We start from the raw sequence: 14,674 nt of genomic DNA on the forward strand, positions 1-14,674 counted from the left end.
AATGAATATACAGGAAACAGCACTCTCCCTGACCCGACAACTGACCGACCTGGGCCAACAACTCTTCCCCGGAATGCCGGAAGGAGTGATACGCAATGCCGAAGCAATACTACTGGGCACAATGGCCTTTGTTTTACTGCTGCTCGGTCTTTTGCTTCTTCGTCGCCCAAAAAAGAAGAACACCTCTTCCAAAACGAACATCCCGCAAAAACTACAGGAGAAAGGTACGGTTGTAGACATCATAGCCGGACCAGACGACGAAAAAGTTTCCCTGCGATGTGTATTTACTGCGGTCAAATCCAACAAAATCACGTGCGAAATCATCGAACGACTTGAACCGCTCCAGACTGGGAAAAATCGGCAATTGTTATGTATCTTCGCCCCAACCAAAAACCAGAACGATAAAGTCAATTCATTTGCCACCACCTTGCTGAAGCTTGGTCACTCCAACCGGACTGCGAATCTCATGGTATTATCAACTCCAACGGAATACACCATGATTCCCCGCCGCAAACACGCTCGAAAAAAAGTTGCCGACCAACAATTCATCCGTGTTAAACTCTGGCTGGAAGATCCTATCTTCTCCGACACATCCTATCAGGACGCCACTCCCCATATCGGTGTGAACTCTTTTTCATCCGACAGCCCGGAACAGAGTTCCAATGGTGTGGTCAACATTTCCAATGGCGGTATCGGCCTCAGCATCCTTGATCGCCTTATACCGGAAACCTGTGGTCCGGATTCTCCCGTGGTCATCAACCTGTTCATGTTCAATTTCAGGGAAAAGACCTTCAAACCTTACTGGTACGCTGGCACTATCCGGTCACTGGAAGAAAGCCGTCCCGGATTCGTCCGCATGGGGATAGAATTCACATCGACCGCCACCCCAAATTCATCCACGGGACGTCTCAATTGGACTGATCGTTGATTTCATTTTCAACACCACAAAAAAAGCCCCGACCAAAAGGTCGGGGCTTTTTTAAATTCATTACCCTTCGAGACACTAACTTTTCTTATTCAGAAAACGCTCTTTCGCCAGCCTCGGCATGTTACCGGAACCGTAACTGTATCCGGCAATTCGACGATTCTGCCGTTTCATACTGGTCAAATCCTGCTTCATGGACCGATGAAGCTTTCGGGCTTCATCGGTAATCTCATCATGAAGAGATTTCATCTCGACCAACTTGTCCGCCAGAATTTCAAGATTATCCCGGGACAAATCGCCAATAGCTTCATCCAAAATCCGTTCCCTATCATAGGCAAGCTTTTCCGCACCAAAGACGTCACCTTCAGTCAAGCACCCGAGTTCACGGCGTCCAATGGACAAAGCCTCGTCCAGCATATGGCTTCGAGCAGTCATGTTTACCTCGTTGTGACGCGGATGTCGTCGCGCAGACTCTTGATGACCTTTTTCCATTTTTCCACCGCCGGAAGAAATTCATATTCAAGCAAATCGGCCAAAAGTATCCAATCCTCATTTTCCAAGACATCACCCATTTCAGTGAACATGCTGTTCATTTCCTCTGCACTTGTCAGATATTCGGGGTAATCCTTGAGAGAATATTCATCACGCAGGACACCTACCATGTTCAAGAAATTACGAATGACATCAATAAGGTCCTGATATGTTTCCAGGGCCTCGGCGTCATCGGCCTGACGGAAAAGATCGGCAACTCGTTTGCCGCCTTCGGCCATGATATTGACGACCTTGTACAGCTCCAGAGTAATTTCCACGGCCATTTCATTGGTCGCCATGGTCATGATTTCCACAGACTGAATCTCGGACATTTCAATGTCTTCGGCCTGATGCGGATAAATTTCGGAAAATGATTCCGAGTTGACCTTCACATCGGTCACAACACGATCTTCAAGATGACCGTCTTCGACCACCTTGTTGAAAACTTGTTCCAAATTCTCGAAATTATTGGAACCGATGTCATACTGTTTACCGTCAATAATGATCATGATGATCTCCTCCTCGAAAGGGTATGATAAAATTTGCCGTTTACGTCGGCTCTCAAGGGACTATTCAAAATCCATGCCGACTAAATAAATTCATCGTGCAAAGAAGTCAGAAGGACTCGGTAGCGTTCAGCTAAACCGAGAAGAGAAGCAAGGTCATCACCATATCTCTGCGTCTCAAATAGCCATAATAAAGCAATTATATTGAGATGTTGACAAGAAGAGAGAATATTTTGCAACCGTTGCCACGATGTCAGAAACTTGGTTTTGGCCGCAGGGCGTGGACTTTTCTGCAACAGCATCCCCTGCTGAGAGAGCAGGAAAAGCATGTCCACTGCATTCGTCAAAATTTTGGATATCTCATCTCGCATTTCAGGACGAATTGTCCTGGCAAGTCCTAGACCTTCCGCATAATCGTGTCCATCCAAAAAGCTCTTAAAATACACCCGCTGGATGGCAATCCATGCAGCTCTGTCCGTAATGTTATGTCCCGATAATGATTCAAGTTCCATAAATCCATCGTGCCCAATACGAGTACGCCACCCTCTCGCTCCAGAAGCGATCTGAAGATCATTGGCTGACACCAAGGATTTTGCATATCCATACATAATTTCTGGTGTCACAACCTTACGGCACATTTCGTCATGCGGACAATCCGCACCAAATTCGCAGGGATGACATTCCATATCCGGTTCCAAACAGATGTTTCCAGCCCGATACGGCCCTGTATCCCACGGTTGAGCTGTAGCCAAAAACACGGAGCACAACGGCACCCCAAGGCCTGCGGCAAGATGCATGGTTCCGGTGTCATTGGTCAGCAACATTAAACAGCGAGAAAGTACACCGGCCAACTCATTCAAAGAAGTCTGTCCCATACAATTAATGAATGGACACTGTGCATGCTCGACAAATCGACTCCCCAACGCCACTTCATTCTTGGTACCAAGTAGAACAGGAACCAAACCATCCCGCTCCCACAGCATCCTTGCAATCTCACCAAAATATGCCACGGGCCATCTGCGGCGATCTTCACTGGCCCCCATTTGCAGGGCCACAAACCCTTTGCAACCCTTCGGTATTTCGCTCAACAGGCTATCAGCTGTCGCCAACGCTTCTTCACCGGGATCAGCCAATTCCAAAGAATTTCCTTCTTGATCCAGACCCGCGGTACGTCGAAAAATATCACATATATTAAACGGACTGGCACCCCGGTGAGCGCCGGCCATCTGAAGAAATGCTGCCCAGGAAGTGGTATCTGCATTAAAACCGAACTCATCAACAGTGAACCCCACATCTTCAGCACCCTCTTGCGTCAGATCATACGTCAGCAGACGAGAAGAAACCGAAGGCGTCAGGTTAACAATACTTTCAGGCCGAAATGTCTCAAGGACATTCCGCTTGAACTCCACGACATCCCTGACCGCCAGTCGCCAATCGTTATCCACTCCCGATAACAACCCCGCCCCCGGAAAAGGGAAAACGCTATCGACACCGTCAAGCAATGTTGTCGCGGATACAAAATTTTCCAGACAAACCACGCCCACCCGATATCCCCGACTCTTGAAGCCAGAAATCACAGGCTGTGTCTGAATGAGGTCCCCGAAACGGGTCAAATTGATGATCAGAACATTCACGAACACTATCCTTATATACAAACGTCCGCCGGAATTTTGTCGGACTGACGAAGAAATGCAAGATTAAAGCCGAGATCACAACCCAGCGCCGGCCTGAACCAGCCGGACCAATTTCTCCACGGCCTGAATAGCCATTTTAAGTTGTTTCTTTTCCTCGGCTTCAAGAAGCATCGGGTTCACAAAATTATGCGGAGGAATGGATTCACGATCACACTCCAACCCGATTTCAAGCCGTTTTCTCTGAAGATATTCCCATGCCTCCATCAATCGATACCCATGCCTGACTGACACATGCCCGGCTTCGGCCAAAGCACGAATACGATCACAAGTATTGGATGGTGACAAATTATACTTGAGGACAAGTATCCGTGCACTATTAGTCAAATGCGCAAGGACACTGTTTTTAATATTCAAATGTCCCTGCCACAAACCACCCTTTTCGGTGATAAAAGCCCCATAAAATGTCAAAGGAAAACGATAGTCCGTAAGTTCTTGAATGAGTAAGGATACCGCAATCGGCTTTGTTCGCACATACTCCCAAAGTTTATCACGCAATATACGAACGTCTTCTTCGGAACCGAAAATCGCCATAAAATCGAGAATAAGGCCGGATTGCCATGAACCTTTTTCCGCTGGATTGGAAAGCCACCGAATCAAACGGGCCAACCAGGAATCAAAATCTCCACGCCATTCCTCATTGCTGATCATGACCCCACCTTCGCACAAAGTCAGTCCCGCGCCATCCAAGGCGATAACAATGGACTGGGTGCAGTCATCCAACTCATCGACATCCGGCGAAACATGCATGAGCAAGCCATTATCCTGATCCGATCCGAGCACCTGTTCCTCTCGACCACCGGAACCGAACTCAAGGAAAGTACATTCTCGAAGCCACGTATACTCCTCGGCATGTGCTTCGAGCACGGCCATGATAACATCCCGGTTGAACCGAGAAAGCCGCTTACAGGTCTCCTCGGCTGACAATCCAAAATCAAGCCAATCCTGCACAAGTTCCAGACGGGTTCGACGGATTCCTACCAGTTTACCTTCGCGGGCCATGGTCAGCAATTCAGCGTCGAGGCCATCGGGAATCCCCGATTTTCCTCTGGCACTACCGTTTACCGTTCGTTTTTTACCCGAATCCATGTTCACCGAAAATCTCCGTCGTTGGAGTATCAACCGTTGACCGGAGGAAATTGCCCGTTAGCCGACTGTTTCAAACAAGTATACCCTACGACCGAGCGAGTTTGACCGTTTACCTGAAAAGGAATGCTCTCAGCATTTCCACTACTGTAAAAGAAGTGCAACGGCAAACACCACAACCGTACTGGGGGGTAAATCATGGACCAAATCGAAGCAATCCGCAAAAAACAACTCAAGTTTGCTCTGGGCGTAGGCATCCCGTATTTCGCCTTTGTCATCAGCATCTTTCTGCTCGTCTATCTGGCGAGCGAAGCGGTAACACGCATCAGCATCATGGGATTCCCTCTTCATTATTGGCTGGTAGCTATAGCCATCTACCCTATTACATGGGTGCTCTTCATCTGGTACGTGGGCAAGGCAAATGCCATGGAAGACGAAATAGCCGAAAAGGTCGGAGGAAAATAAGATGGAGACCGGATATCAAATACCATTTACGGCTCTGGTCCTGATCGGGTGCATGCTGGCTTTCACCATCGTTACCACGTTCATGTTCCGCAAACAAAAAACGTCTGCCGACTATTATCTGGCCGGACGTAAGGTCAATTCCTTCATCAATGCGTCGGCAATTTCCTCGGACTACCTGTCCGCAGCATCTTTCCTCGGCGTTGCAGGTGTCGCATTCCTGTTTGGATTCGACGGCATCATCTATGCGCTGGGATTCTTCGTGGGCTATATCGCCCTGTTATTATTCCTGGCTTCTCCGCTCAGAAAATTTGGCCGTTACACCGTGCCTGACTTTGTTTCGGAGCGTTTCCACTCAAAACGGGCACGCGTGCTCGGCGTTATCGGCGTCCTGTTCGTGTCGCTCTTCTACATGGCACCGCAAATGCTCGGCGCAGGCAAGGTCATGGGACTGCTTCTGAATTTGGAGTATGAAACTTCCATCATCATCATTGCCTGCATCATCACATTTTATGTCACCGTGGGTGGCATGAAAGCGACCACCGTCAACCAACTGGTCCAGTTCTGGATTCTGTTTGGTGCCATGTTCCTGCTCGCCTTCATCCCCTTCATGATTAAAGGATACACTTACACCGACATCGTCAAATTCATCGGCGACTTCAAAGGTGTAGAACCGGTCACCGGAAAAATGTTCGACGGTGCGGCTTACACCAGCCCTGCATATTGGCTGACCAACCTGAAAGACACGTTGTCCCTGCTGCTGGCCCTGATGTTCGGCACCGCTGGCCTGCCTCACATTCTCGTGCGCTTCTATACCGCACCCGACGGCAAGGCAGCACGTAAAACAGTTATCTACGTGCTGCTCCTGATCGGCATGTTCTACATCCTCAGTCCATATGTAGGTCACGTAATCCGCTACGCCTTCCTGCAAGGTGATGCGATGGGTGTTTCTCCTCATTTGATGCAATGGCTGGCCGACAACGGTAAAAACCTGGCCGTACCTGTTGCTGGTTCCTACTTCGGTGGACAGATCCTGCTCGGCATCGTCGTGGCCGGTGCATTTGCCGCCATCCTGTCCACAGTTGCCGGTCTGATCATCGCCTGCGCTGGTGCCATCGGCCATGACTTGGTGGTCAACGTCTTCAACCCGAACATGCCTGAACGCTCCCGCGTCAAGGTAGCCCGCATCGCGTCCGTCATCGTCGGCCTGCTCGGGATCCCGCTCGGTTTCTGGGCGGAATCCATGCAGATCGCCGTTCTGGTAGGACTGGCCTTTGCTATTGCTGCTTCCACCTTCTTCCCGGTGCTCGTCATGGGCGTGTGGTGGCCCAAAATGACCAAGAACGGTGCTTGCGCCGGTCTGATTACGGGTATTGTCGGATCATTCTTCATGATCCTCGGCAAGGGACTGCTCCCCGAATTCCTGCAATTCAAGAACCCCGGAGGATTCGTCATGATCCTGACCTTCATCGCCATCTATTCCATTTCAAAGATGGAATACGCCTCCAAAGGTGAAGCCGCCCTGCCTCCTGATACGGCAGAGGTCATGGCCATCCTCCACGGCCCTGAAAAAGCATAATACTCCTTCCTCCATCCTTGAGGGACGGGACTGATTCAAAACAGTCCCGTCCCTTTCTGTTGACTTGATGCCTTCATCCTGTCTTAATATTAAAGCTGAATCTCATACTCACGAGGAAACCGGCAATGCCTAAAACAAAAATCATGAATCGTTGGCTCGTCGTGGTCGGCGCCATTCTCATCCAACTCAGCCTTGGCGCAATTTACGCATGGTCTGTCTTCACCCCAGCCTTGAAAAATGTTGGCTGGTCAAAAATGCAGACTCAAATCATCTTTGCAGTAGGCCTCGCCTTTTTCGCCATTATCATGGTCTGGGCAGGCAAAAAATTATCTACATGGGGCCCTCGTAAACTGACCATGATTAGCGGGCTAGTACTTGGCTCTGGTTATGCTCTGGCCGGACTGTTTGGCGGCACTAATTTCTGGTTTTTGCTCCTATTCATCGGCATAATTGGAGGCTCTGGTATCGGCATCGGCTACGTAGTCCCCATTGCGGTGGGTATGCGCTGGTTCCCTGATAAAAAAGGCATGATCACCGGCTTGGCCGTGGCCGGATTTGGTTTCGGCGCTATGGGTTGGGTCAAGCTCGCCGGATCATGGGGGCATCTGCTGGCCACCCTCGGTCTCTCCACCACCTTCATCATATATGGTATAGCCTTTGCCGCACTGGTCATTACCGGCGGCATGTGGATGGTCTTCCCGCCCGAGGGCTGGCTGCCTAAAGGCTATACTCCACCTGAAACAACGGACACAACAAACGGCACAAATGGCGGATTCACTTCAGGTGAGATGCTTGCCACCCGTCAGTTCTATTACATTTTTCTGACCTTTGTTTTCAGTGCGGGTGCAGGTCTCATGTCCATCGGACTGATGAAACTCTATCCCATGGAAGCGTTACAAGGCGCGGGATACAGTGCCGCCGAAGCCAGTGCCATTGCAGGCACGGCCATGGCGATTTTTTTCAGCCTCGCCAACGGCATCGGCCGCATCGCATGGGGTATGATGAGTGATCTTATGGGCCGCAAGGCCGCCATCGTCATCATGACCGCCACGCAAGGAATCTGCGTCATCGGATTCCCGACCATGGCGACCAACGAACTTATTCTTTATGTGGGGGCAACCTTCATCGGCTTCAATTTCGGCGGCAACTTCGCCCTATTCCCCACCATGACAGCCGATACTTTCGGCGCAAAAAGCGTCGGCCAGAATTACCCGTTCGTCTTCCTCGCCTATGGCGTGGGCGGCATTTTCGGCCCCATCCTCGGCGGCATGCTTGGTGATATGGGCAACTTCCCCTTGGCCTTCACTATCTGCGGCGTACTCTGTCTGGTGGGCGCAGTATTGACGTACAATGTTCAGCCTCCAAAGCATGGTTAAGAGGTCTCCGATGGATGGGGGAAAGAGATGCAGATACGCCACTCTCCCAAGCCGGGACTTGACAGCGCGAGGGCTGATACCTACTTAGTGGCACCAACACACCAAAGGAGACATTTCATGAGTAATTACGATATCAGACTGGCCAAGCTGGTCAGTGGCGAAATGATCGTTGCCAAATACGACGGCATCGCACGCAAATACGAAGATCCTGCAACCATTCAGGCCATGCCTACCCAAAACGGCAACCAAATGGTTCTGCTGCCTTACGGCTACCCCTTTGATCAGGAAATGCACGGTGAAATTTCCTTCGACCACGTTCTGTTCGAGTACAAAAACTGCCCGGAAGAACTGAAGACCAAATACATCGAAGCATTGACCAACATCTCCCTGTCCAGTGGCGGCCTCGACCTGGGTGGCGGCACCCCTGGCGGCGGCGGTCTCGATCTCGGCTAGCCGACACCAGCAAAAACTGGTATTTCAAACGGGGCTGGCTCACCAGAGCCAACCCCGTTTTTCCGTCCTCTAACCAACGATTAGCATGAAAGAATTACTGCCCATCCTCCCCCGTCCGTCACGATATCTCGGCAGCGAATGGGGAACTACGTCAAAAAATCCTGACACCGTCACTGTACGGTGTGCCCTCGCCTTTCCCGACATGTACGAAGTCGGCATGTCTTACCTTGGGCAGAAAATTCTTTCACAAGCCATCAACGCCCATCCGCAATTCTGGGCAGAACGGGTTTACACCCCGTGCCAGGAAACCGCTGCGATCCTGCGCGAGCATAACACTTTACTCACCACTCTTGAGTCGGACACCCCCCTCAAGGATATGGACACCATCGGATTCAGCCTGACGCACGAGTTATGCTACACCAACATCCTCTATATTTTGGATTTGGCAGGCATCCCCTTCCGTACATCTGACAGAGACAGCTCACACCCACTCATCATTGCCGGTGGCGGCGCGACCTTCAACGCAGAACCCATGGCACCTTTTTTCGACGCCATGGTCATCGGCGATGGAGAAGAAACAATGCCTGCTGTCCTATCCTGCATTGAACAAGCGAAAGCCGAAGGCCTATCACGCCCCAAACTCCTGAAAAATCTAACGACCATACCCGGCATCTACATCCCATCATTTTTCGAAGATCAAGGACCAGGAAAACCGATCAAGCCGTTGGTTGAAGGCTATGAAACCGTTGAAAAAGCCGTGGTTGACGATCTCAACTCCACTCCGTTCCCCACTGGTCAAACCATACCCTTCGATGCCATCCATGATCGACTGACCATGGAAATTGCCCGAGGCTGTACTCGTGGTTGTCGCTTCTGTCAGGCCGGTATGATCTACCGTCCTGTACGTGAACGCTCGCTGGATGAACTCGACCGCATCCTGACCGATGGACTGGCCGAAACCGGCTATGAAGAGACGTCCCTCCTCTCCCTGTCTACCGGTGACTATTCCGGCCTGGACTCATTGTTTACACGCAGCTTCGACAAATGTGCATCCGAACAAATTTCCATTTCCCTGCCGTCACTACGTGTCGGCTCACTGTCCGCCCCCATCATGGAGCGTATTTCCTCCATCCGGCGAACCGGCGCAACACTGGCCCCGGAGGCTGGCAGTCAGCGCATGCGCGATGTCATCAACAAGGGAATTGATGAAGAAGGTCTCCTTGAACACGTACGCATGCTGTTCGACAACGGCTGGCAGGGTGTAAAACTGTATTTCATGGTCGGCCTGCCCACCGAAACCGACGAGGACTTGGATGCTATCGTGGACTTGTGCCTCAAGGTGCGTGATTCTGCCGGACGCCACATCAAACGGCTGCAAGTCTCAGCAGCTGTTTCGCCTTTCGTGCCGAAGCCTCAAACGCCTTTCCAATGGGAATCACAGATTTCATATGATGAAATATACCGGCGTGTTCACTACCTGCGCGACCAATTCAGACGGCATAAACGAATCAGCATCAAATACCACGAACCTGAGATGACCTCACTGGAAGGCGTGTTCTCCCGTGGCGACCGTCGACTGGCCGAAGTAGTGGAGCGAGCGTATGCCAAGGGTGCACTTTTCTCCAGTTGGAAGGACCATCTTCGCTTGGAACCCTACAAAGAGGCCATGGAAGAAGCCGGACTGGACTGGGATAAATACACAGGTTCCCGCGACCCTGATGGCCCACTGCCATGGGACCATATTTCCAGCGGCCTGACCAAGAAATATCTGCTCAAGGAACGTGAACGCGCTCTGGCTGAGAAAATCACCGAAGATTGCCGATACGGCGCCTGTCACAACTGTGGAGTCTGCGAATTCGATGGTCGAAAGACTACGCTGACAACACAGGCCAAAGACAAAGACATTCGTCCGAGACTTGTTTTTCCCCAACGCGATCAGGAAGGCGAGCAGCCGCCCTACACCATAGAAAAACCCGACTTGACCATTAAAGAAGCCCACTTTCGACTCTGGTACGAGAAAAACGGTCCGGCCGCGTACCTCAGCCAATTGGAACTGCAGGCTGTGTTTGAACGAGCTTTCCGTCGTGCAGGATTACCCATGGCGTTTTCTGCCGGATTCCATCCCATGCCCAGGTTATCATTCGGCAAAGCACTTCCCGTAGGCGTCTCCAGTAATGCCGAATGGATCAATGTATTTCTCCGACAGGACTTTGAATCGACTGAAGTCATCAAAAAGCTGATACCCAATATGCCCGAAGGACTTGCCCCCATCAAAGCCGATCGATTATCCATGGGAAAAAAACAACCGCAATCAGTAGAAGAAGTCTTTGAAATCCAGTTTACCAAGGACGCAAAAAAACGTCTGACACAATGGCAGGACTTCATCAATGCCGAAGAATTTATCGTTGAGAAACGAACAAAAAAACGCGGCATGAAGCAGGTTAACGTACGGCCCATCATCAAGGAAATGACCGAAATGGAATTAGGTCTGATCTTAGTTATGGACTGGCGTGAACTGTATATGAGTCCTTTGGCCTTGTGCATGGCTATCATGAAAGACGCGAGTCAACTCGATTTCACTCTGACCAAGACCGCCCAACGATTCGAAAAATAATCGACTACCTCACATAAGTGAGGATTAGAACAGCCCTTCGCTCTCTCCTGTACCGATAGTTACCTGCCGGTACACTTCTTCTGTGCCACCCTGTAACGGCTTCATTTTAATCAGGATGTCACTGGAGCCATCCATGAGCACTGTAAACAGGTATCGCGCCCGATTTTCATCGTCTTCAGAGTATTCCAGAAACCGCTCCATACGCAGCATTGACGGGTCAAACGAAGCTCCCGATATTCTATATCCCTTAACCAAAGGATTGGGCATATCCACGGCCAGGATCTCCCCCCGTTCCAATGTCACTACCGTTGAATAATCATCATCAATTTCTATAAGTTCCGCAGGATTCAATCCCGTTTCAACAGACGAAGAGCCAAAACAGGCCGTCAGCATAAAAAGGCATACCATAATCAACGATAACATACTAAAAAATTTAAGCATTATTCATTTTCTCCAACATCGCCTTCATGGGCAAAACTCTATTGTTAAAATCAAGTTAAAAGTGTATGAGTGAACAGATTTCTGCCTAACCCATTTATGCCGTGTTCTGCAATGGAAGCAACCCCTTCCGTAGTATCGGTCTGGTAAAGGCGAATCGTGTCCTCTGGACACAGGAGAGGTATGGTCACGCCGTTTTATGGCGTAATAGCTTTAATTAATGGAGGAATAACTCATGAAACTGTCGACGTTCAAATCCGCCGGCAAATTCTCCCTGCTCCTTCTCACCATCGTCGTATCCGCCATGTTGCTGGTCGGTTGCGCCGGAGAAGAGAAGAAAGATGATGCAGCCGAGAAAGCCGAATCTGCAACCCCCGCTAAAGTCACTCTGAAACTCGCCATGGACGCCGATCCGGTTTCCCTGGACCCTCAGGTCCAGCTGTCCGGTGGTATGCTTCAGTTCTCCCACATGGTCTTCGACTCTCTCGTTCGTTACGACCAAGACATGAATTTCGTCCCCCGCCTGGCCACCAAGTGGGAACGTATCGACGACCTGACCATGCGCTTCCATCTGCGTGAAGGCGTCAAGTTCCACTCCGGCAACGAATTCACCGCTGAAGACGTTGTTTTTTCTCTGGAACGCCTGAAGAAATCTGAAGACTTCAAGGGACTGTTTGAGCCTTTCACCGGTGCCAAGGTTGTGGACGCCCACACCGTGGACCTGATCACCAAGCAGCCTTACGGCCTGGTGCTCAACATGGCTACCTACATCTTCCCCATGGACAAAAAGTTCTACACCGGTACGGATGACAAAGGTAAGCCCAAGGATCTGATCCTCAAGACGGATTACTCCTACGCCAACGTCAATGAATCCGGCACAGGCCCTTACGTTGTTGGTCAGCGTGAACAGGGCGTGAAGGTCATCTTCACCCGTTTCGCCGATTACTGGGATCACACCGGTAACATCGAAGAAATCATCCTCACCCCGATCAAGAACGACGCTACCCGTGTTGCAGCCCTGCTGTCCGGCGATGTCGACTTCATCATGCCCGTGCCTCCGCAGGATCTCGAGCGCATCAACTCCACTGATGGCCTGCAGCTCGTGACCATGTCCGGCTCCCGCATCATCACTTTCCAGTTGAACAGCGAACGTAACCCTGCACTGGCTGACCCCAAAGTCCGCCTTGCCATGGCTTACGCCTATGACAACAACGGTGTTGTCGACAAGATCATGAAGGGCTTCGCTACTGCAGCTGGCCAGATGTCCCCCAGGGGTTATGCTGGTCACGTAGAAGAATTGGCTCCCCGCTACGACCTTGAGAAAGCCAAGGCTCTGATGGCCGAATCCGGTTTCCCCAATGGTTTCGAAGCAACCATGATCGCTCCTAACAACCGTTACGTAAACGACGAAAAGATCTCTGAGGCATTTGTTTCCATGATGTCCAAGATCGGTGGCAAGATCTCCCTGAAGACCATGCCCAAGGCCCAGTACTGGGATCAGTTCGATGCACAGGTCGCCGACATCCAAATGATCGGTTGGCATTCTGACACCGAAGACTCCGGCAACTTCTACGAGTTCCTGTCCATGTGCCGCAACGCCGAAACCGGCTACGGCCAGTACAACTCCGGTAACTACTGCAATGCCAAGGTCGACGAACTGACCATCGCTGCCCAGACTGAAACCGACATGACCAAGCGCGCCGCACAGTGCCAGGAAGCTGAAAAGATTCAGTATAATGAAGCTGGCTTCATCCCCCTGCATTGGCAGAACCTGTCCTGGGCTTCCAAGTCCAACATGGACACTCCGAAGGTCGTCAACGTCATGAACTTCCCGTACTTCGGTGATCTGATCGTCAAGTAATGTAAATCATCACTTGCAATAGATCGAAAAGAAAATTAAAGGGGAACCCCGGTCTTAAACTGGGGTTCCCCTTCACACAGTTGGCGACCATTGGGACGCCCTAAAAAATTCCAATGAAATCAATCACCTGTTGCATAATCCCATGTGCAGGAAACTGACGGCAATCGAGTAGACATGTTTGCATTCACTGTTAAAAGAATCCTTCAAGCAGTGATGGTCATGCTGATCATCAGCTTCATCGGATTCGCTATCAAACACAACTTCGGTGATCCTATCCGCGATCTCGTGGGCCAACGGGTCACTCCTGCCGAGCGTGCTCAAATGCGCGAGAAACTCGGCCTCAACGATCCCTTCATGGTCCAATATGTCCGTTTTCTGGGCAACGCCATGCATGGCGATCTCGGTCAAAGTTACTTCTTCAAAAAACCCGCAGCGCAAGTCATCATCAAAAAAGCACCTGCTACACTGGAATTAGTTTTTTGTGCAGCACTGATTATTGTGCTTCTTTCTGTTCCACTGGGTATTTATGCAGCCATCAAACCCCATAGTTGGTTCAGCCGATTTGTCATGGGAACTTCGATCGTCGGGGTATCAATGCCGGTATTTCTCACCGCCATTCTCCTCATCTATATTTTTTCGGTTGAACTCCATTGGCTTCCCTCATTTGGACGAGGCGACACAGTTCGACTCTTCGGATGGTGGGACACAGGCCTGCTGACGTGGGATGGTCTGAAGCATTTAATCATGCCCTCCATCGCGCTTTCCTCCATCATGCTCCCGCTCTTTATCCGCCTTATCCGATCCGAGATGATGGAAGTACTGGAAACAGAATACGTCAAATACGCCTGGGCCAAAGGCATCAAGCCGCGACGTGTGTGGTTAATTCATGCCTTCAAGAACACTCTGCTTCCAGTTATCACCGTTGGCGGTGTGCAACTCGGTATCATGGTGGCCTTCACTATCCTGACAGAAACCGTCTTTCAATGGCAGGGCATGGGTTCCATGTTCATTGAATCGGTTGAACGTTCCGACACCTCGTTGATGGTTGCTTATCTGGTTTTCGTCGGCATCATCTTCGTTATGGTCAACACATTGGTCGACATAATCTACGGCCTCGTCAATCCCACAGTGCGCGTGGCAGGGAGAAAGTAG

13 protein-coding genes are annotated in these 14,674 nt (G+C 50.6%); 8 read left to right on the plus strand and 5 right to left on the minus strand.

Annotated features, from left to right (window positions below; genetic code table 11):
• The first annotated feature begins 1 nt into the window (after position 1).
• Positions 2-928, plus strand: coding sequence for a hypothetical protein (locus tag SYK_RS05010; protein WP_281762504.1), 927 nt, complete (start codon positions 2-4; stop codon positions 926-928).
• Between the two features lie 75 nt (positions 929-1,003).
• On the opposite strand, the gene SYK_RS05015 is transcribed toward SYK_RS05010, so the two are convergent.
• The 4 genes from SYK_RS05015 to SYK_RS05030 all read right to left on the minus strand — a co-directional run bounded on the left by SYK_RS05015 (position 1,004) and on the right by SYK_RS05030 (position 4,742).
• The gene (locus tag SYK_RS05015; protein ID WP_281762505.1) at positions 1,004-1,360 is read right to left on the minus strand and encodes a hypothetical protein; all 357 of its coding nucleotides are present in this window, start codon (positions 1,358-1,360) and stop codon (positions 1,004-1,006) included.
• Positions 1,361-1,362: 2 nt separating this feature from the next.
• Positions 1,363-1,965, minus strand: a complete 603-nt coding sequence (locus tag SYK_RS05020) for a DUF8043 domain-containing protein (protein WP_281762506.1) — start codon at positions 1,963-1,965, stop codon at positions 1,363-1,365.
• Positions 1,966-2,045: 80 nt separating this feature from the next.
• Entirely contained in the window at positions 2,046-3,596 is a 1,551-nt protein-coding gene (locus SYK_RS05025) for a glycosyltransferase family 9 protein (RefSeq protein ID WP_281762507.1), read from the minus strand.
• Positions 3,597-3,671: 75 nt separating this feature from the next.
• Positions 3,672-4,742, minus strand: a complete 1,071-nt coding sequence (locus SYK_RS05030) for a putative nucleotidyltransferase substrate binding domain-containing protein (RefSeq protein ID WP_281762508.1) — start codon at positions 4,740-4,742, stop codon at positions 3,672-3,674.
• Between the two features lie 195 nt (positions 4,743-4,937).
• Between SYK_RS05030 and SYK_RS05035 the strand changes: the two genes are divergently transcribed.
• From SYK_RS05035 to SYK_RS05055, 5 genes are all read left to right on the plus strand, one after another.
• Positions 4,938-5,204, plus strand: coding sequence for a sodium/substrate symporter small subunit (locus SYK_RS05035; protein WP_281762509.1), 267 nt, complete (start codon positions 4,938-4,940; stop codon positions 5,202-5,204).
• A gap of 1 nt (position 5,205) precedes the next feature.
• Positions 5,206-6,780, plus strand: coding sequence for a sodium/solute symporter (locus SYK_RS05040; RefSeq protein WP_281762510.1), 1,575 nt, complete (start codon positions 5,206-5,208; stop codon positions 6,778-6,780).
• 125 nt (positions 6,781-6,905) lie between these two features.
• Positions 6,906-8,156, plus strand: a complete 1,251-nt coding sequence (locus tag SYK_RS05045; protein ID WP_281762511.1) for an L-lactate MFS transporter — start codon at positions 6,906-6,908, stop codon at positions 8,154-8,156.
• A 117-nt stretch (positions 8,157-8,273) separates the two neighbouring features.
• A complete protein-coding gene (locus tag SYK_RS05050) occupies positions 8,274-8,609 on the plus strand; it encodes a hypothetical protein (protein ID WP_281762512.1) in 336 nt (111 codons plus the stop codon).
• A gap of 85 nt (positions 8,610-8,694) precedes the next feature.
• The gene (locus SYK_RS05055) at positions 8,695-11,223 is read left to right on the plus strand and encodes a TIGR03960 family B12-binding radical SAM protein (RefSeq protein ID WP_281762513.1); all 2,529 of its coding nucleotides are present in this window, start codon (positions 8,695-8,697) and stop codon (positions 11,221-11,223) included.
• A gap of 24 nt (positions 11,224-11,247) precedes the next feature.
• Here SYK_RS05055 and SYK_RS05060 read toward each other — a convergent pair whose 3' ends face one another.
• Entirely contained in the window at positions 11,248-11,664 is a 417-nt protein-coding gene (locus SYK_RS05060) for a hypothetical protein (protein ID WP_281762514.1), read from the minus strand.
• Between the two features lie 232 nt (positions 11,665-11,896).
• Here SYK_RS05060 and SYK_RS05065 point away from each other — a divergent pair, with 232 nt between their 5' ends.
• Both SYK_RS05065 and SYK_RS05070 read left to right on the plus strand, forming a co-directional pair.
• Positions 11,897-13,522, plus strand: a complete 1,626-nt coding sequence (locus SYK_RS05065) for an ABC transporter substrate-binding protein (protein WP_281762515.1) — start codon at positions 11,897-11,899, stop codon at positions 13,520-13,522.
• Positions 13,523-13,696: 174 nt separating this feature from the next.
• Complete coding sequence (locus SYK_RS05070) at positions 13,697-14,674, plus strand: ABC transporter permease (RefSeq protein ID WP_281763234.1); 978 nt, start codon at positions 13,697-13,699, stop codon at positions 14,672-14,674.

The organism is Pseudodesulfovibrio nedwellii, assembly GCF_027923765.1.
In the GTDB taxonomy this organism is placed as follows: Bacteria; Desulfobacterota; Desulfovibrionia; order Desulfovibrionales; family Desulfovibrionaceae; genus Pseudodesulfovibrio; species Pseudodesulfovibrio nedwellii.